The organism is Nocardioides albertanoniae (assembly GCF_006716315.1).
Classification (GTDB): Bacteria; Actinomycetota; Actinomycetes; order Propionibacteriales; family Nocardioidaceae; genus Nocardioides; species Nocardioides albertanoniae.
Genome location: NZ_VFOV01000001.1, coordinates 2,657,127 through 2,676,185, shown reverse-complemented (window position 1 = coordinate 2,676,185; position 19,059 = coordinate 2,657,127). Strand labels below are relative to the sequence as shown.

The following is a 19,059-nucleotide window of genomic DNA, read 5'->3' as shown; positions in this document are numbered from 1 at the left end:
CTCAGTGCAGGGCTGAGCCTGATCGGTAGTCGGCCCACGACAGGTTCCAGTCGCCGAAGCCGTTGTCCCACTCCATCTTCCGGTCGGTGCCGGTGGTCTCGACGACGTCGCCGACCCGGGCCAGGCCGTAGAGCCAGGCGGCGTTGGCGGTGGAGATGCCGGTGCAGCCGTGGGAGACGTTGGCATATCCCTGGGAGCCGGTCGACCAGGGAGCAGCGTGGATGAACTCGCCGGAGTTGGTCACCCGCATGGCGTACTCGACGTCGTCGAGGTCGTAGTAGTCGCTCGAGCCCTGGTCGGAGATGCCGATCGTCTCCGACCTCATCTCCTTGACCCGGTGCTTCTCGGAGATGATCTTGATGCCGGAGCGAGTCGTGAAGCCGGGCTTTCCGGTGGTGGTCGGGATGGTGCGCAGCAGCTTGCCGTTGCTGAACACCTTCATCTGGTGGGTGGCGGCGTTGACCTTGATGACATGTGCGTCGCCGACCTTGTAGGTCGCGGCTCGGTCGTGCTGGCCGTAGATACCCGCACCGGCCGGGGCGCCGTTGAGGTCGAGGTCGACCTTGATGGTGGTGCCGGGCTTCCAGTAGTGCTGCGGGCGGTAGCGGACCTCCTTGTCGGAGACCCAGTGCCACGAGCCGGTCTGGGCCGGGGTGGACTTCACGTGCATGCGCTTCTCGAAGGCGGCATGGTCCTTGACGGGCACATCGAAGGTGACCGCGACCGGCATCCCGACGCCCACCTGGGTGCCGTCGGCGGGCACGATGGTGGCGAAGGTCTGCTGCGCCAGGCTCAGCGCCTGGGTGGTGAAGGTGCTGGTCACGGTGCCGGTCTTGCCGGTCGCGGTGACGGTGTAGCGCAGGCCGGGGTCGAGCAGGTCGTTGGCCTTCCACGACTTGTTGTCGGCCGACATCGAGCCCGGCACAGTGTGGCCGTCGGGCTTGGCGACCTTGACGCCGGTGAACTCACCGGAGGTGGAGGTGACCGTGACCGTGCTGTCGACCGGCACGCCGGTGGCCTTGTCCGCGGGGGAGATGTCGGCGCTGAGCGGCTTCGCCGAGGGCTTGGCCGACGGGCTCCCCGAGGCCGAGTCGGGCCGCTCGGTGACCTCGGAGCAGCCGGAGAGCGCGCTGAGCGCCATCAGGAGGATGGACGCGACCGCGACAGGAAAAGGACGAACCCGCATGGGATAACTATGCGTCAGGTGCGCAAGCGAATACTTGCGTGTCCATGAGGTTGGTGTGCGTGTCGTGGCGTGCGGTCCGAATGGCTCGGGGTCGAGGTCCGGATGTCGGCGCCGGCGCATAGGGTGTCTGCCGATGAGTGACACTCGCGTCGAGGCGGCGTACGCCGGGGCTCTGGCCGCCTTCAAGAACCCGATGCTCGACCTGCTCCACGGTCGGTTCGCCCCCTTCGTGGTGGCAGTGCTGTCGGTGACGTTCACCTCCGAGCGGGCCGCGGTGCCGGTCGCCGACGCCCACGCGGAGATCGGCGACATGCTCGACCAGCTCCGCGGCACCGGCTATGCCGAGGGCGAGTCGGGTGAGGTGCTCCTGCCGGTCGGGTCGGCCCGTGACCTGTGTCGGCAGTGGGTGCGCGCCGGATGGCTGCTGCGCCAGATCGAGGGTGACGACGAGGTCTACCGGCTCTCCGCACACGCGGTGGGTGCCCTGGAGGTCGCCGGCCGCGCGAGCGGATCTCGCTCACGTGTCTCCGAGTCGCGGGTGCGTACGCTGCTGGAGGCGGTCGAGCGGCTGGCCCAGGATGCCGACCCCGACGTGCTGACCAGGGTCGCCCGGCTGACCGAGGAGATCTCGCAGCGGCGCGCCGAGATCGCTCGCCTGGACCGCACCGGAGTGGTCGACACGGTCGATGACGACACGATGCTGGAGCAGGCCGAGAACGTGCTGCACCTGACCCGCGAGCTGCCCGCCGACTTCGCCCGGGTCGTCGAGTCGATCCGCGCGATGCAGCGTGACGTGGTGACCGATCTGCGCCAGGACGTACGCCCGGCGGGGGAGGTGCTGCGCGAGTATCTGCAGCGGGGCAAGGACGTGATGGCCTCCACGCCCGAGGGCAAGGCGTTCGCCGGTGCGCTGCGGATGATCGGCGACCCGCGCCGCCTCGACGACCTCGCCACCAACCTGCGTACGGTGCTGCGCCACCGGTTCACGAGGGCGATGGGCCCGCCCGAGCGCGCCGAGCTGGCCGCGGTCGGCCGACGGATCGAGTCGGGTGTCAAGGAGGTGCTGGCCGCCCAGCAGACCGCCTCCCACGTGATCACCACGCAGGTGCGTACGCACGACCCGGCCCGCGACCGGCAGGTCGATGACCTGCTGCGCGACGTGATGGCCGGCTTCCAGGCGTGGATGCCCGACTCGCGCGCGTCCGACGTGGTCGATCCGCTGCGGCGGCTGCCCAACGCCGCGCTGGCGCACCTGAGGCAGTCGGTCAGCGAGCTGCGGCCACCGGAGCCTCCCGAGCCGCTGGCCCAGCGCGGCGACGTGACCAGCGCGGTCGACGACACTCGTGCCTGGGGCGGGCCGCGCTATCGCGAGCTCGAGGCTCACCTGGAGGCCTACACGGCGGCTCGGGGCAGCGAGGACACCTTCGACGTGGCCGATGTCTTCGCGACCGCGCCCGAGGAGATCCGGCGACCGGTCGACCTGCTGGGTCTGCTCGAGATCGTGCACCGGCTGGGGATGGACGAGACCGGCGAGATCTCGACGGTGGAGGCGGTGCGGGCCGACGGCGTACGTCGCAGGTTCGCCTTCGGCGCCGTGACGGCCTCGATGAGAGACGATGAGGACCACGATGACTGAGACCACGACCGAACCGACGGCGGAGACCGGCTTCATCGAGCCGGTCTCGATGGAGGACGATCCGACCGAGCTCTTCGCCGGCGACCGCGGGGCCCTCGACGCCGACGTACGCCGCGTGCTGGTGCGCCTGCTGCGCGGCCGTTTCCTCTCCGCCGAGCGCAACCCGGCCGAGTGGCGCACCCTGCTCGAGCACCAGCAGAGCCTGGAGTCGAGGCTGCACGACCTGTTCATCAGGCTGGTCGTCGACCACGAGCGCGGGATCGCGTTCAAGCGGCAGGTGCGCTCCGAGGAGCTCAACGTGCCGATCCTGCTCAAGGACGAGGCCTACTCCCGGGCTGAGACGCTCGTGCTGATCTACCTGCGCACGATCTTCCAGCGCGAGCGGGTCGCGGGCGGCAGCTCGGTGCGGGTCGACGTCGAGGAGCTCGAGCAGAACGTGCTCACCTACTTCGACCTCACCGCAGGCAACGCCGCCGCTCTCAAGGAGGTGCAGCGCGCGATCACCCGCCTCGACAAGGAGGGGCTGATCGAGCTGGAGTCCGAGGGCCGCTACCGGGTGACGCCGCTGGTCGAGATCGTGCTGAGCGCTGAGAAGCTCGGCGAGCTCAAGACGTGGCTCCAGGAGCAGCAGGCGCGCGGCGAGAGCGTGCCGGCGGCCACCGAAGACCCGGGCGAGACCCGTGAGCAGGATGTGGCCGACGAGGCTGACGAGGAGCCCGCGCAGTGAGCATGATCGACACCCTCTTCGGGCTGGTCCCGACCGGCTCGCGCGGCCAGCAGTGGGTCGCCCGCGAGCTGCAGCTGGTCAACTGGGGCGGCTACGACGGACGCCACCGGGTGCGTTTCTCGCCCAACGCGACGCTGCTCACCGGAGGCTCCGGGTCGGGCAAGTCGACGTTGATGGATGCCTACATCGCGCTGATCATGCCCCACACGACACCGTTCAACGGCGCCTCCAACGGCGGTGTCGTCGGTCGGCCGCGCGGTCAGGACCAGCGCAACATCCTCTCCTACGCGCGCGGCAAGGTCGATGAGGCCAAGACCGCCCAGGGCACCAAGATCCGGGTGCTGCGCGGCGACGGCCGAGACACCTGGTCGGCGATCGCGGTGACCTGGGAGGACCAGACCGGTGCCCGTTACACCGCGCTGCGGGCCTGGTACGTGCCGGCGGCCGCCCGCAACCTCGACGACGTGGCCAAGGTGCGAGCCGTGGGGGAGGGCTCCTTCGACCTGCGAGACCTGGAGCCCGCCGCGGCGCACCGGTTCACCAAGGCCTCGCTCGTCGAGACCGGCCTGACTCCGATCGACACCGACCGCGACTTCACCGCGAGGCTCCACGCGGCGCTCGGGATCGGCGCTGCCGGCGACGGTGAGAAGGCGGTCAACCTGCTCGGCCGGATCCAGGCCGGCCAGCAGATCACCACCGTCGACGACCTCTACAAGAAGATGGTGCTCGAGGAGCCCGAGACCCTCGCCACCGCCGACGGCGTGGTCGCCCACTTCGACGAGCTCTCCGCCACCCGCGAGCGGATGATCACCGCCGAGCAGCAGGTGCGCGCGCTGACCCCGATCCGGGAGCACCGGGCAGCGATCGAGGCAGCGCTCGAACGGCTCTCGGTCATCGACAGCGTCGGCCGCTTCGAGGACGCCGCGACTCCCGCGGGCCTGTGGAAGGCCGACCAGCGGGTCGAGCTGCTGAGCACGGTCGAGGGCGACCTGAGCTCCCAGAAGAGCAGGGCCGAGCAGGTCGTCGACGAGCACGAGGCGCTGGTCGAGGCCGCGGTGGGCGAGTGGGAGGGCCTCGAGCAGGTGCTCCGCTCCTCGGGCGGCGACCGTCTCGACACCGCCGAGCGCGAGATCAAGACGAGCGAGGCGAGGCTGAGCCAGGCGAGCGCCGCACGGGCGCGTCTCGACGCCGAGCTCGCCGTGCTGGAGACGGAGGTCGCCGGCGAGGCCGACTTCAAGGCGCTCGTCGCGCGCGCTGACGAGGTCTTGGCCGACCGCGACGGTCGCAACACCGCGTTGAACGCCTACGCCGATGCCCGCTCGACCCGCGACCTGGCCACGAAGCGTGTCGCCGACCTCGAGCATGAGGTGCGCGACGCCGGGCGCGCGAAGAACAACATCCCCGAGCACCTGCGGGCGGCTCGCGAGGCGCTGGCCGAGGCGGCCGGGCTGAAGGCCGAGGAGATGCCGTTCGTCGGCGAGCTCGTCGAGGTGCGCACCGAGCACGAGGCGTGGCGCGAGGCGTTCAACCTGGCGCTGGGCGGCTTCTCGACCACGATGCTCATCGACGCCGCCCATGTCGGCTCCTTCCGGGCAGCGATCGACGCGGTGCGCCTGCCGACCCGCATCCGGTTCGAGGCCGTGCCCACCGCACGCTCGGAGTCCACCGACCCCGACGACCGTACGCTGCCCGGACGGCTCGACTACCGGCGCAGCGTCTTCACGGGCTGGCTCAAGGAGCGGCTGGTCGCCCAGCACGGCTACGTCTGCGTGCAGACCTCGGCGCTGCTCGCCCAGCACGACCGCGCCCTCACGATCACCGGCCAGGTCTCGCAGCGGTCTCGCGGCGCCCACGGTGGTCATGGCGTACGCAACGTGCTGGGGTTCAGCAACACCAGGCTCCTTGCCGACCTGGACGACCAGCTTGCCCGGGCCCGCGAGGAGGCCGCGAGCGCCGAGGAAGCGCTGGCGGCCGCGGAGCAGGCGGTCGACGCGTTCAACGCCCGCCAGGGTGCTTACAAGGCCATCACGGGCTTCACCTGGGACCAGGTCGACGTCGCCTCCGCCGAGGCCGAGCGCGACCGCTGGGCCTCGGTGATCGACGACGTCACCGGCGACAACCCCGAGATCGCCGACCTCAAGAAGCGGGTCGTCCGGGCCCGCCAGAAGGCAGACTCCCTGCGCGAGGCGCTGGGCAGCGCGAAGGCCCGGCACGACACGGTCTATCAGCGCTGGAGCGAGATCGTGGAGCAGGTCGACGAGGCCAAGGACGCGTTGGAAGCAGCCTCCGGCGGCCAGGTCGACGCCGAGCAGCGGGCCTATCTCGACGAGCTGTTCAAGGTCGCCGGCGGCGACTCGGCGGCCGCGCGCGACGATGCCCTGGCCGAGCTCGATGCGGTCTTCGTCCGTGCCGCGGAGCGCCTCGAGACCGAACGGATCCTGGCGCAGGAGACGGTCGGCGAGCGCCGCGACCAGCTGCGGGCCATCTTCGAGTCCTTCCTCGAGCGCTGGGGGCCCAACCCCAACCTCGACACCGACCCGGAGATGTCCTACGCCGACTACGACCGGCTGCTCACCGACCTCGAGACCAACGGGCTCCACGAGCTGAAGGTCGAGTGGCGCGACTCGCTGCTCAACCTCTCCGGCAACGACCTGACCAACCTCGACAGCACTCTGTCCCGGGCGGTGCGCGAGATCCGCGACCGGATCGACCCGATCAACCAGATCCTCGCCGGCCTGCCGTTCAACGACGACGACCACCGGCTGCGTATCGACACCCAGGAGAGCCACTCGGCCGTACGCGCCCGGTTCCGCAAGGAGCTGCGTGCGGTGCGCGACCTCATCGAGAAGGTCGCCGGTGACAGGTCGAGCACCGAGGCCGCCCGCGAGCAGGCCCACGAGCGGATGGCTCGGCTGATCGACCGGATGCGGCGCACCGGCCCCGACTTCGCCGACCTCATCGACGTACGCAACCACGTGCGGGTCAGCGCCGAGAAGGTCTCCGCGCTCACCGGTGAACACGTCGCCCTCTACGACCACATCGGCGAGAAGTCGGGCGGCGAGTCACAGGAGCTGGTGGCCTTCATCGTCGGTGCGGCGCTGCGCTACCAGCTCGGCGACGCCGGTGCCGAGCGCCCACGCTATGCGCCGGTCTTCCTCGACGAGGCGCTGATCAAGGCCGACGCCCGCTTCACCGGCCGCGCGATCGGCGCCTGGCGGGGCCTCGGCTTCCAGCTCATCATCGGCGCGCCCAACGACAAGCACAGCGCCATCGAGCCCCACGTCGACGTCCAGTACACGGTGCTCAAGGACGCCGAGGGCTACTCGTTCCCCAAGCTCGAGGTCGGGCTCGACGAGGTGCGTACGTAGCCGGCGGCTACGGCTGCATCGAGAGGAACAGGAACGACGCCAGCAGGACGAGGTGGACGAAACCCTGCAGCGCGTAGGCCCGGCCCTGGACGACGGTGAGCCCGGTGACGAAGACGGTGATCACCAGCAGCACGATCTGGGTCGGCTCGAGGCCGAGCTCGAGGGGGCCGCTGAGCCAGATCATCGCGACGGCGATCGTGGGGATGGTGAGCCCGATCGAGGCCATGGCGGAGCCGTAGGCGAGGTTGAGGCTGGTCTGCACCCGGTCGCGGCGGGCGTTGCGCACCGCGGCGATCGACTCCGGCGCCAGGACCAGGATGGCGATCACGACACCGACGACGGCGTAGGGGAACCCCAGGCTCTTCACGGTGCTCTCGATGGTGGGGGAGAGCACCTTCGCCAGACCGACCACGCTGATCAGCGAGACCAGGAGCAGGCCGAGGCTCAGCCCCGCCTCGCGGCCCGAGGGCGGGTCGGCGTGGCCGTCCTCGTCGAGGTCGACGATGCCGGTCATCCGGCCGTGCTCGTCGCTGGTGACGGGGAGGAAGAAGTCGCGGTGGCGGATCGTCTGGGTGAACAGGAAGGCGACGTAGAGGGCGAGCGAGGCGACCGCTGCGAAGCCCAGCTGCGTAGGGGAGTACTGAGGGCCGTGGGCGGAGGTGGTGAACCTCGGCACCACCAGGGTGAGACCGGCCAGCGCGATCACGGTCGCGACGGCGGAGCCGGTGCCGGCCGCGTTGAAGCTGACCAGCCGGTGCTTGAGCGACCCGATCAGGAGCGAGAGACCGACGATGCCGTTGAGCGTGATCATCACGGCCGCGAAGACGGTGTCGCGAGCATAGGTGCTGGTGTTGTCGCCGCCGCTGATCATCAGCATCACGATCAGACCCACCTCGATCACCGTGACGGCCACGGCGAGGATCAGCGACCCGAAGGGCTCACCCACCTTGTGGGCGACGACCTCGGCGTGGTGGACCGCGCTCAGGACCGCCCCGATGAGCACGGCGGCGACGACGGCGAGGATCGTCCAGTGAGAGTGCTGCAGCCAGGAGACGACCAGCACGGCCACCGCGAGGATCGGTACGGCTACGGACCACTGCAGGCGGCCACGTACCGCAGATGCACTCATGGAAGTGACCCTAACGTGGCGTTCGGCGACCCGTGATCGACACGCGGCTCGTAGCCTGTGAGGCGTGCCTGCCGACGATCCCGCACCCGTGACCACCTACACCCCTCCGGCCGACTTCAAGACCCGTCCCGACCTGCTCGGCCGGTTCGGCATGGTGGGCTCGACCCACTGGCTGGCCAGCGCGAGCGCCCAGGCGGTGCTCGAACGTGGCGGGAACGCCTTCGACGCCGCCGTCGCGGGCGGATTCGTGCTCCATGTGGTCGAGCCGCACCTCAACGGGCCGGGAGGTGACCTGGTCGGCATCTTCGCCCCGGTCGGCGGTGAGGCGACGGTGCTCATGGGGCAGGGTCCGGCGCCTGCTGGGGCTTCGGTCGAGCACATGCGTGGCGAGGGTCTCGAACTCGTGCCCGGCGCCGGTGCGCTCGCGGCCGCCGTGCCGGGTGCGGTCGAGGCGTGGCTGATGCTGCTGCGCGACCACGGCACCTGGGAGCTCGCGGACGTGCTCGCCTACGCCGCCGACTACGCGCGCAACGGTCACCCGATCCTGGGCAGAGCCGTCAGCACGATCGCTGCCGTGGCCGACCTCTTCCGCGACCACTGGCCCACCTCGGCAGCCCACTGGCTGCCCGACGGCGAGCTGCCCGAGCCCGACTCGATGGTGCGCAACGAGGCCTACGCCGACGTCCTGGACCGTCTCGTCGCCGCCGGTGACGGCGCCGCGACCCGCGAGGACCGGATCGACGCCGCTCGCGCCGCCTGGGGGAGCGGGTTCGTCGCGGAGGCGGTCGAGAGGTTCGTACGCACCCCGCACCGTCACGCGTCCGGCACCGACCACGCCGGCGTGATCACGCTCGCCGACATGGCGGGCTTCTCGGCCGCGTACGAGGCACCGGTGACAACCGAGTTCCGCGGCCACACGATCGCGAAGGCCGGCGCGTGGACGCAGGGGCCGGTGCTGCTGCAGACCCTCAACCTGCTCGAGCCGCTGGCGGACGCGCTGCTCGACCCGTGCACCGAGGCGGGCGCACACACGATCCTCGAGGCCTCCAAGCTCGCCTTCGCCGACCGCGACGCCCACTACGGTGACGGCGCCGACCCCGAGACGATCCAGACCCTCCTCTCCCAGGAGTACGCCGCCACCCGCCGCCCCCTGATCGCCGATGTCGCCTCACGCGAGGTGCGGCCAGGGCTGGGAGCGGTGACGTTCCCGCCGTTGCGGGAGAGCTATGATCCGGCCGCTGCCGCGTCCGGTGTGGGTGAACCGACCGTCTCGCGTGACGGGGAGAGCCGCGGCGACACCTGTCACATCGACGTCGCCGACCGGTGGGGCAATATGATCGCGGTGACGCCGTCGGGTGGATGGCTGCAGTCGTCACCGACGATCCCCGAGCTGGGTTTCTGCCTGGGCACGCGTCTGCAGATGACCTGGCTGGAGCCGGGGCTGCCGTCGACGCTGCGACCGGGGAGGCGTCCGCGCACCACTCTCACCCCGACGCTGGTGCTGCGCGATGGCCGTCCGGTGGCCGCGGTCGGCTCTCCGGGCGGCGACCAGCAGGACCAGTGGCAGTTGCTCTACCTGCTCCGCACGATTGTCGGCGGCTACACGCCGCAGCAGGCGATCGACGCCCCGGCGCTGCACTCGACCTCGTTCCCCGGCTCGTTCTGGCCGCGCACGTGGACACCGGCCGGCGCCGTGCTCGAGGACCGGGTCGGCGCCGACGTCGTCGACGGGCTGCGCCGCCGCGGCCACGCCGTCGAGCTCAGCGGCGACTGGTCGCTCGGCCGGCTCTCCGCGGTCACCCGCGATCCGGAGACCGGAACCCTCTCGGCCGCAGCCAACCCTCGCGGCGCCCAGGGATATGCGGTCGGCCGCTGAGGCGCACAGGCAGCCTTCGAAAACGTAAGAGCCCCGCTGGCGTCTCGGGTCACCAGCGGGGCAAGAACAATGTTGCCGCATCACCTAAGGCGTTGTCACCCCTTTCCGCAGATTTCTGCAGAATTTTGCATTGCAGGTTCTCGCTCCCGCGGGGTGGCGTGGAGACAGCACGCTCAGATGAGCGTGCCGACGTCGTCGGTGACGATGTTGTCCATCGCCCGTTCGGCCACGGCGGCGATGGTCATCGACGGGTTGCAGGCGCCGGTGGTGCCCGGGATGAGAGCTCCGTCGAGCACGTAGAGGCCGTCCTGGCCCTGGACTCGGCCGTCGAGGTCGCAGACGGTGCCCATGTTGGCGCCGCCGAGGGGGTGCCAGGTGCTGTTGACGATGGCGTTGGTGTCGATCAGGGCACCGATCCCGCCGCTGATCTTCGAGACCCGCTCGTGGATGGCGCGGTAGCTGGCGCCGTCGCCCCCGAACGGGAACCGCAGGCTCACCGAGTCGGTCGACGAGCTGTAGCCGAAGCTGCCGCGGGAGGCGCTGACGCCGAAGCCGACCAGCATCGTGCCGCCGATGTCGAGACCGAGGGGGAGCGGCGGCAGGGACGCCTGGATGACGGTGTTGGCCGTGGTGGGGTCGGCCCAGTCCTGGCTCTGGTAGACCACGGGGCCGCCCTGGGCGCCGGTGAGGTCCTCGTCGAAGGGGCGCCACATGTAGATCCGGTCGCCGTTGGTGCCCCAGCCCTGGCCGAGCTGCTCGGGCAGGTCGGGCACGGTGCCGGTGGCGGCGGCGCGCACCAGCAGCCTGGAGGTGTTGAGCGAGCCGGCCGCCATCACCAGCGCGCGGGTCGTCAGGATCTTCTGCTCGATCACGTCGCCGGCGTCGTTGGTGCGATCGACGTGCACCTCCCATCGGCCGTCGGCTGCCCGGGCGATCGAGGTGACGTTGTGGCGGGTGGCGACGTGCACCAGCCCGGTGGCCTCGGCCTGCTTGATGTAGGTGACGTCGACGGAGTGCTTGCCGCCGTTGTTGACGCCGAGGCCGCAGTCGCCGTTGGTGTAGGACGGCGCCATCTCGCCGCGGAGCTCGGCGAGCGCGTAGGACCAGTCGATCGGCATCGGGATCTTGCTCAGGTCGTAGCCGGCGGCGCGGACGCGCTCGCCGAACGTACGTGAGACTCGATAGTTCTCGGAGGCGATCAGCTCGTCGGGTGCGGTCGCGGCGCCGAGCATCTTGGCGACCCGTGGGTAGTGCACCCTGTCCATGAGGTCGTAGTCGAGCTGTTCGGGCAGCCAGGTGTTGAAGACCTCCGCGGAGGGCTGCAGTGTCATGCCCTGGTAGACCAGCGAGCCGCCGCCGACCCCGGCCGCGCACATCGCGAGCATGTTCTGCCCGAGCACGGGCTCGATCAGGCCGACGTACGGCCCGAAGTCGAGCGGGGTGCCGATCAGCTTCTGCAACGGCTTGACCGCGTCGGGGGCGGTGGTGTGGAACAGCGCCCGCTTGTCGAGCGTCTTGATGGTGGGGAAGGTCTGCGCGTCCGGGCCGGTCGGCCAGCGGCGTCCGCGCTCGAGCACGGTGACCGGCACACCCGCCTGGGCCAGCCGGAGGGCCGCGACGCCGCCACCGAACCCGGAGCCGATCACCACCGCGCGGTGCTCCTCCCGCACCAGCCGTACGCGGCGCGCCGACGTGGCCGAGGCCCGAGTGCCGCCCAGCCCGCTCGCCGCGACGGCCGCACCGCCGATGCCGGCGGCGCCGGTGAGAAACGTACGCCTGGATGTGGTCACGAAGACTCCCTCGACTCGAGATTCGGCTGCTGACCGGAAAGGGTCGAGGTGGTCCGTCGAGTGAGTCAAGCCACACAGCCGTATCGTGGACGGTGCGTCTCGGTAATGCTCCGACGGGGACGTCGGACGACTAGGCCGCGGAGACGCCGTCGCGGCGGGGCGTCGCGCCGCAGGCCGCGCTGTGAGCGCCATGTAGGCTGGCCCAACCTCTAACAGCGAAGGACGAACTGAACCCCGATGGACGGACCGCAACCCGGCCAATATCCATGCTCGCTGTGTGATTCGAGGCTGCTGCGATGACGGAGGTGCTGTTCATCGCGCTCGCGCTGCTGCTCGTCGCGGCCTGCGGCCTGTTCGTCGCCGCCGAGTTCTCGCTCGTCACCGTCGACCATGCCAACGTCGAGGCCGCCGCAGCCCAGGGCGACAAGCGCGCCGAAGGTGTGCTGAGGGCCATGAAGGAGCTCTCCAGCAACCTCTCCGGCGCCCAGGTCGGCATCACCGTGACCAACCTCGGCATCGGCTGGATGTCGGAGCCGGCCATCGCCGAGCTCATCGACGCCCCGCTGCTCTCGGCCGGGCTCCCGGAGGGCATGGTCGCTCCGGTCGCCGTGACCGTGGCCCTGATCCTCTCCACCATCGTGACGATGCTCTTCGGTGAGCTCGTCCCCAAGAACCTCGCCCTGGCGCTGCCGCTGGAGACCGCGCGCGTCACCCAGGGGCCGATGCGCGCCTTCACCCGGATCATGCGCGGCCCGATCAAGGTGCTCAACGGCACCGCCAACGCGATCGTGCGTCGCCTGGGAATGGAGCCGCAGGAGGAGCTGCGCTCGGCGCGTAGCTCGGCCGAGCTCTCCTCGCTGATCCAGCGCAGCGCCCACGAGGGCACTCTCGACGCAGACACCGCCGAGCTGATGGAGCGCTCGGTGGAGTTCGGCACCCGCACCGCGGGCGAGATCATGACCCCGCGCGTACGCGTGCACAGCCTCGACCACAACGACCGTGCCGAGACGCTGATCGAGCTGACCCGGCGTACGGGCAACTCCCGGTTCCCGGTGCTCGACGAGCGCGAGGCCGTGGTCGGCACCGTGCACGTCAAGGCGGCCGTGGCGCTGCCGGTGCACGAGCGCGCCACGGCGAAGGTCAAGCACCTGATGGTGCCGCCCGTCGTGGTGCCCGACTCGCTGCGCCTGGACCCGCTGATGGCGCTGCTGCGCACCGAGGGCTTCCAGATGGCCATCGTGCTCGACGAGTACGGCGACCAGGCCGGCATCGTGACCCTCGAGGACGTCATCGAGGAGATCGTCGGAGACATCTCCGACGAGCACGACCCGCTCGGTGCCCGTGCGCGGCTGCGTCGCGACGGCGGTTGGTCGCTCTCGGGCCTGCTGCGCCCCGACGAGGTCGAGGACATCACCGGCGTCGCCCTCCCCGAGGGGGAGGACTACGACACCGTCGCCGGGCTCCTGCTGAGCCTGCTGGGTCGCATCCCGGAGCGGGGCGCCAACGCCGAGCTGACCGTGCCCGGCAACCCGCCCCCCGACTCCGATGACGACGACGTCTACGCCCGCTACGTGAAGCTGACGGTGGAAGCCATGGAAGGTCGCCGGATCGACCGGATCTCGATGAAGGTCGTGGGCTGATGAGCACGACGATGGGTCTGGTGCTCGGCCTGGTGCTGCTGCTCGGCAACGGCTTCTTCGTGGGTTCCGAGTTCGCACTGGTCTCGGCCCGACGCAGCCAGATCGAGCCGGCCGCACAGTCCGGGTCGCAGCTGGCGAAGATCACCCTGCGGGCGATGGAGAACATCAGCCTGATGATGGCCGGTGCCCAGCTGGGCATCACGGTGTGCTCGGTGCTGCTGCTGGCGATCACCGAGCCGGCGCTCGCGCACCTGCTCGAGCCCGGGTTCGACGTGGTCGGCCTGCCCGAGGCGTTCCATCACCCGGTCGCGTTCGTGATCGCCATGCTCGTGGTCACCTTCCTGCACGTGGTGATCGGTGAGATGGTGCCGAAGAACATCGCTCTGGCCGGCCCCGACAAGGCCGCCCTGGTGCTGGGCCCGGCGATCTACGCGGTCGTCTACGTGCTGCGCCCGCTGATCGTCGCATTCAACTACGTCGCCAACGTGTGCGTGCGTGCGCTCGGGATCGAGCCGAAGGACGAGGTGAGCTCCGCGTTCACCCGCGCCGAGGTGGCGGCGATGGTCGAGGAGTCACGCGGCGAGGGCCTGCTCGAGGAGGACGAGTACGGCCGCCTGGCCGGCGCGCTCGGCTTCACCGAGAAGACGGTCGCCAAGGTGACCATCCCGATCGACAGCTGGACGATCGTGCCGCGGGGCGCCTCCAGCGCCGACATCGAGGCGGTCTGCGCCACCACGGGCTACAGCCGCTTCCCGGTCGCCGACGAGGGCGGTGAGGTGGTCGGATACCTGCACATCAAGGACGTGCTCGAGCCCGACGACGTACGCCGCAGGCAGCCGGTGCAGAACAAGTGGATCCGGCCGTTCGCGACGGTCACGCCCGACGACGCCCTCCACGAGGCGCTCGAGACGCTGCAGCGTCGCGGAGCGCATCTGGCCAGGGTGGTCGACCACGACGGCAGCACCATCGGGCTGGCAACCTTGGAGGATGTCATCGAGGAGCTGGTCGGCGAGATCCGCGACGCAGCCCACGCCGACGACGTCCAGACTACCGAGTGACAGGTTTAGTGACTCCCGTCCACTAGGGTTTGGTCCGTGCCGCGTCTGGTGACCGAGGAGAGCCTGCAGATGCCCAACCGTCGATCCGGTGATCCCCGCCTGCAACAGGGCCGGGGATCGTCGCAGCGACCGCTGGGTTCGGCGGGCCGAACCCAGCCGGTGCTCGGCAAGCTGCTGAGCATCCTGCGCCTCCTCTACGCGCCGGTCGTGCTGTGGGCGGTGATGATCGCCGAGGACGACGTGATCGCGCTGGCGGCGTTCGGGCTGGCGGTGGTCACCGACCTGCTCGACAGCTGGCTGAGGCGCAAGCAGCTGGACCGATCTCGCTCGGCAGAGATCCTCGACGTCGCCGCCAACAACGTCTTGATCCTGGCGGCGACGTTCGCGCTGTGGCAGGTCGAGGTGATCCCGTGGCTGATCGCGCTGCTGGTGCCGTTGCGGCTCGTCGCCCTGCTCGGGCTCGTGCCGCTGCTGCGCAGCCGCGGGGTGCGTACGCTGCCGGTGCATCTGCTGGGCAAGGTGGGTGCCTTCTTCCTGCTGGCCTCGTTCCCGCTGCTCTACATCAGCCATGACATCCCGGCGGTCCTCGACCTGGGTCTGGAGCCGAGCGTGAAGCTCCAGCTGGCGCAGGCGTTCGGCTGGGCGCTCGCTCTGTGGGGGATCGTGCTGCTGTGGTGGAGCCTCGTGCTCTATGCCCAGGAGGTGCGCCGTCTGATGGCCACGACACCGCCGCTGGAGAAGAAGGGTGGCTCGACACGTGCCTGACCGGCTCCCTGCCTCTGACGACCTGCGCGCCTACGTCACCAAGCCGCTCCTGGACCGCATCACCGACCAGTCGATCGACTCCGACTACAAGGCCGCTGCGCATCGCCGCGACCCTGCCGGCGAGGAGCCCGTCCGCCGGCGTCGCCCCGGCTTTCGCGCGATGGTGGTCGTGGGCCTGTTCGCGCTGCTCGCCACGACCGCGGCCGTGCAGACCTCGCGCAACGAGGACGTACGCCAGACGAGCCGGCAGGTGCTGATCGACCGCATCGAGCAGCGCCAGGCCGGCATCGCCGATCTCCACCGGGAGATCTCCGAGCTCCGCGACGACACCCAGAAGCGTGAGGCGGCGCTGAGCTCGCTCGACGAGCGGGCAGAGCGCACCTCGGCCAACGCCGCCGCGACCGGCGAGCGCACCGGGTTCGCCCCGGTGACCGGATCGGGCATCAGGATCACGATCGACAACGCCTCCGACGGCAGCGAAGGCGGCACCGTGCGTGACTACGACCTCGCCGTGATCGTCAACGGTCTGTGGGAGGCCGGCGCCAGCGCGGTCTCCGTCGACGGGCAGCGGGTGACCCCGCGAAGCGGTGTGATCACCTCCGGGTCGACGCTGCGGATGAACGACGTCTCGCTCTCGCCGCCCTACGAGGTGTCGGCGATCGGCGACACGCGTACGCTGTCGGCACGCTTCGCGGAGACGATCTCCGGCGTGATGATCCACACCACCACGCAGGAGTACGGGATGCCCTACGACGTGGAGAACATCGACCGGCTCACCCTCCCTGCCGCACCACCTGATCTGCTGGAGCTGACCTACCTCGACGCCAAGGGCGACGAGCGCTCCAAGAAGCCCACTGACAACACCGAAGGGGACCGCGAAGAATGATCGCCGTCATCGGCCTAGTGATCGGCATCGTGCTGGGACTGTTCTTCCAGCCCGAGGTGCCCGTCGGCCTCGCGCCTTATCTCCCGATCGCCGTCGTTGCGGCGCTGGACGCGGTCTTCGGAGCGTTGCGCGCGTTCATGGACGGCATCTTCGACGACAAGGTCTTCGTCGTCTCCTTCATCAGCAACGTCTTCATCGCCGCCGGCATCGTCTACCTCGGTGACCGTCTCGGCGTCGGCGGCCAGCTCTCGACCGGCGTCATCGTCGTGCTCGGCATCCGTATCTTCACCAACGTCGCAGCCATCCGGAGGCACATCTTCCATGCGTGAGCGGAAGAAGAAGGCAGCCGAGGTCGACGAAGAGATCGTCGCCGAGGAGCCGGAAGCAACAGCGCCCGACGACGCAGACGAGCCCGAGGTCGCTACGTCCTCGGCTGGTGCGGCTGACGGCGAGGAGCTCGCGGCCGAGGCGGATGCAGGCCACGAGGCCGACGAGGATGCCGCCGAGACGGTCGACGCCGCCGATGTGGACGAAGACGACTCCGAGGACGCGGGGGAGAGCGACGTCTCCGAGACGGAGGCTGCTGACGTGCCCGCTGAGGAGGGCCCGGACGAGGCTGCGGACGAGCCGTCGGTCGACGCCGGCGACGAGGCTGATCCCGAGGTCGCGGAGGCCGCGGATGAACCCGAGCAGGTCGAGGCCGACGAGGCTGCGGTGGAGCCGTCGGACGACGCCGGCGACGAGGCTGATCCAGAGCTGGCGGAGGCCACGGACGAACCCGAGCCGGTCGAGGCCGAAGAGCCTCACGAGGTCGACGAGGAGCCGGAGAGCTCTGCCGCCGCGACCGAGGCCGACGACTCGGACGAGGACGCGGCCACCGATGCGGACGAGCCCGACGAAGGTCCGGGGGAGTCGGCAGAGGCCGAGGTCACCCCGGATGACGAGCCTGACGACGAGCCGAACGAGTCCGCTTCGTCGGCTGCGACAACCCCCGATCCCGTATCCACCGAAGCCGAACCGACCGACGCTGAGGCGACCGACGCTGAGGCAACCGACGCAATCGACACCGAGCCGACCGACGAGGCCGGGCTCGTGGACGAGGCCGAGCCCACCGAGGAAGCCAAGCCGGCAGAAGAGGCAGAAGCAGCCCAGCCGTCGGAGCCTGAGGACGACGACGAGCCGTTGGTCGGCCGTGCTCGCCTCTTCGACGCCCTATCGCACTTCCGGCGCGGACAGGTGGCCGTGGCGGTGCTGCTGTGCGTGCTCGGGTACGCCGCGGTCGTGCAGGTCCAGACGAACACCGAGGACTCGACGTACGCAGGTCTGCGCGAGCAGGAGCTGATCGACATCCTCTCCGGCCTCGCCGGCACGACCCAGAAGGCCCAGGAGCAGATCGAGGATCTGGAGAGCACGCGCGACGAGCTCGAGGACCAGACCCTGCAGCAGCAGACCGCTCTCCAGCGCGCCGAGGAGCAGGTCGACACCCTCAAGGTGATCGCAGGGACGGTCCCGGTCAGCGGCCCGGGCATCACGATCGAGATCGAGCCCGGCAGCGACCCGCTGCGCCTGACCGCACTGCTCGACCTCATCGAGGAGCTGCGTACGAGCGGTGCCGAGGCGATGGAGATCGAGGGTGCCGACGGCGAGGCCGTCCGCCTGGTCGCCTCGTCCTCGATCGAGGTGAGCCAGCCCGACCCCGGTCTCGACGTCGGTGGCGAGCTGGTCAGTCCGCCGTACCGCCTCCATGTCATCGGGCCGCCCGACACGCTGTCCGGTGCCATCGACTTCTACCAGGGCCCGCGGGACCAGCTCGAGGACCAGGGAGCCGACGTCAAGGTGAAGTCGCGCGAGAAGATCGACATCGAGTCGACCCACACCGTGTCCCACTGAGCGATCTGTCGGTGCGGCGCAGTAGGGTTTCGTCAACCGGATCGAGGGTGGATCCTCGGTCCCGACCAGCACGCCTGAAGAGGAGATGCACGTGTATCCCGAGGACCTGAAGTACACCAGCGAGCACGAGTGGCTTCGCAACCCCGGCGAGACCGACGGCTCCGTGCGAGTCGGCATCACCAGCTTCGCCCAGGACGCTCTGGGCGACATCGTCTACGTCTCCCTGCCCGCCGTCGGTGACACGATCAAGGCCGGCGAGAGCTGTGGTGAGCTGGAATCGACCAAGTCGGTCAGTGACATCTACGCGCCGATCTCCGGCGAGGTCGTCGCCGCCAACGGATCGCTCGACGCGACCCCGGAGCTCGTCAACGACGACCCCTACGGCGGCGGCTGGCTCTTCGAGGTCGTCCCGGCCGACAGTGGTGAGGTCGACGGCCTCCTCGACGCCGCTGCCTACGAGGCCTCGCTCGACGCGTAGACGCCTGCTCAGCCACCACCCACAACATGGGCCGGGACGTACCGAGTCGGCAACCGCGCGAACCGCGGACCTGATAGGTTTCAGACACCATCCCTCAACGTTCACTTGAGGGTGTATGCCCGGCCCTCGATCAACCTGGAGCTTGAAATGTCCGTGTGCCCCGCCTGCGGCAGCCAGAACCCCGACGAAGCACGGTTCTGCTCGCAGTGTGGCGTAAGCCTGACCGGGACCGAGCAGACCTCGACGATCCAGCTCGGGGCCGACGCCGACACCTCTGACCGGCTGCTCAGCCCTGTCGAGGCTGCCACCGTCGAGGCGTTGCCGCGGGGCAACGGCATGCTTGTCGTGCAGCGTGGTCCCGGCTCCGGCAGCCGGTTCCTGCTCGACAAGGACACCGTGGTCGCCGGCCGTCACCCGGACAGCGACATCTTCCTCGACGACGTCACCGTCTCTCGCCGCCACGCCTCGTTCGCGCGCACCGGTGACACCTTCGAGGTCTCCGACGGAGGCAGCCTCAACGGCACCTACGTCAACCGCGACCGCATCGAGAAGGTCGTCCTCAAGGACGGCGACGAGGTGCAGGTCGGCAAGTTCCGTCTCGTCTTCTACGCCGGACACGAAAGCGCCTAG

15 protein-coding genes are annotated in these 19,059 nt (G+C 69.9%); 12 read left to right on the top strand and 3 right to left on the bottom strand.

What is annotated here, in order from left to right; genetic code table 11:
* Position 1: 1 nt before the first annotated feature.
* Positions 2-1,186 (bottom strand): L,D-transpeptidase, encoded by a 1,185-nt coding sequence (locus FB381_RS12810; protein ID WP_141780641.1) that lies wholly within the window; start codon positions 1,184-1,186, stop codon positions 2-4.
* 133 nt (positions 1,187-1,319) lie between these two features.
* On the opposite strand from FB381_RS12810, the gene FB381_RS12805 reads away from it, so the two are divergent.
* The 3 genes from FB381_RS12805 to FB381_RS12795 are packed head-to-tail and all read left to right on the top strand — an operon-like array spanning position 1,320 to position 6,917.
* Positions 1,320-2,822: a DUF3375 domain-containing protein gene (locus tag FB381_RS12805; protein ID WP_141780640.1), complete on the top strand. Its 1,503-nt coding sequence runs from the start codon at positions 1,320-1,322 to the stop codon at positions 2,820-2,822.
* Complete coding sequence (locus FB381_RS12800) at positions 2,815-3,549, top strand: DUF4194 domain-containing protein (protein WP_141780639.1); 735 nt, start codon at positions 2,815-2,817, stop codon at positions 3,547-3,549. Before FB381_RS12805 ends, FB381_RS12800 begins: the two co-directional genes overlap by 8 nt.
* A gap of 2 nt (positions 3,550-3,551) precedes the next feature.
* Positions 3,552-6,917, top strand: a complete 3,366-nt coding sequence (locus FB381_RS12795; RefSeq protein ID WP_246088317.1) for an ATP-binding protein — start codon at positions 3,552-3,554, stop codon at positions 6,915-6,917.
* 7 nt (positions 6,918-6,924) lie between these two features.
* Here the strand turns inward: FB381_RS12795 and FB381_RS12790 are convergent, their stop codons facing one another.
* Positions 6,925-8,046 carry a calcium:cation antiporter gene (locus FB381_RS12790; protein WP_141780637.1) on the bottom strand — a complete coding sequence of 374 codons (1,122 nt, stop codon included), beginning with the start codon at positions 8,044-8,046 and terminating at the stop codon, positions 6,925-6,927.
* 64 nt (positions 8,047-8,110) lie between these two features.
* Between FB381_RS12790 and FB381_RS12785 the strand changes: the two genes are divergently transcribed.
* Entirely contained in the window at positions 8,111-9,922 is a 1,812-nt protein-coding gene (locus FB381_RS12785; RefSeq protein ID WP_425465445.1) for a gamma-glutamyltransferase family protein, read from the top strand.
* Between the two features lie 173 nt (positions 9,923-10,095).
* Here FB381_RS12785 and FB381_RS12780 read toward each other — a convergent pair whose 3' ends face one another.
* Positions 10,096-11,712: a GMC oxidoreductase gene (locus FB381_RS12780; protein WP_211352412.1), complete on the bottom strand. Its 1,617-nt coding sequence runs from the start codon at positions 11,710-11,712 to the stop codon at positions 10,096-10,098.
* Positions 11,713-12,008: 296 nt separating this feature from the next.
* Here FB381_RS12780 and FB381_RS12775 point away from each other — a divergent pair, with 296 nt between their 5' ends.
* The 8 genes from FB381_RS12775 to FB381_RS12740 all read left to right on the top strand — a co-directional run bounded on the left by FB381_RS12775 (position 12,009) and on the right by FB381_RS12740 (position 19,059).
* Positions 12,009-13,352 (top strand): hemolysin family protein, encoded by a 1,344-nt coding sequence (locus FB381_RS12775; RefSeq protein ID WP_141780635.1) that lies wholly within the window; start codon positions 12,009-12,011, stop codon positions 13,350-13,352.
* Complete coding sequence (locus tag FB381_RS12770) at positions 13,352-14,410, top strand: hemolysin family protein (RefSeq protein WP_141780634.1); 1,059 nt, start codon at positions 13,352-13,354, stop codon at positions 14,408-14,410. Before FB381_RS12775 ends, FB381_RS12770 begins: the two co-directional genes overlap by 1 nt.
* A 36-nt stretch (positions 14,411-14,446) precedes the next feature.
* Complete coding sequence (locus FB381_RS12765; RefSeq protein ID WP_141780633.1) at positions 14,447-15,175, top strand: CDP-alcohol phosphatidyltransferase family protein; 729 nt, start codon at positions 14,447-14,449, stop codon at positions 15,173-15,175.
* Complete coding sequence (locus FB381_RS12760) at positions 15,168-16,061, top strand: DUF881 domain-containing protein (RefSeq protein ID WP_141780632.1); 894 nt, start codon at positions 15,168-15,170, stop codon at positions 16,059-16,061. Before FB381_RS12765 ends, FB381_RS12760 begins: the two co-directional genes overlap by 8 nt.
* The gene (locus tag FB381_RS12755) at positions 16,058-16,390 is read left to right on the top strand and encodes a small basic family protein (RefSeq protein ID WP_141780631.1); all 333 of its coding nucleotides are present in this window, start codon (positions 16,058-16,060) and stop codon (positions 16,388-16,390) included. Before FB381_RS12760 ends, FB381_RS12755 begins: the two co-directional genes overlap by 4 nt.
* A complete protein-coding gene (locus tag FB381_RS12750; RefSeq protein ID WP_141780630.1) occupies positions 16,383-17,951 on the top strand; it encodes a DUF881 domain-containing protein in 1,569 nt (522 codons plus the stop codon). Before FB381_RS12755 ends, FB381_RS12750 begins: the two co-directional genes overlap by 8 nt.
* A 91-nt stretch (positions 17,952-18,042) precedes the next feature.
* Positions 18,043-18,429 (top strand): glycine cleavage system protein GcvH, encoded by a 387-nt coding sequence (gene gcvH / locus FB381_RS12745; RefSeq protein ID WP_342778411.1) that lies wholly within the window; start codon positions 18,043-18,045, stop codon positions 18,427-18,429.
* Between the two features lie 147 nt (positions 18,430-18,576).
* The gene (locus FB381_RS12740; protein WP_141780628.1) at positions 18,577-19,059 is read left to right on the top strand and encodes an FHA domain-containing protein; all 483 of its coding nucleotides are present in this window, start codon (positions 18,577-18,579) and stop codon (positions 19,057-19,059) included.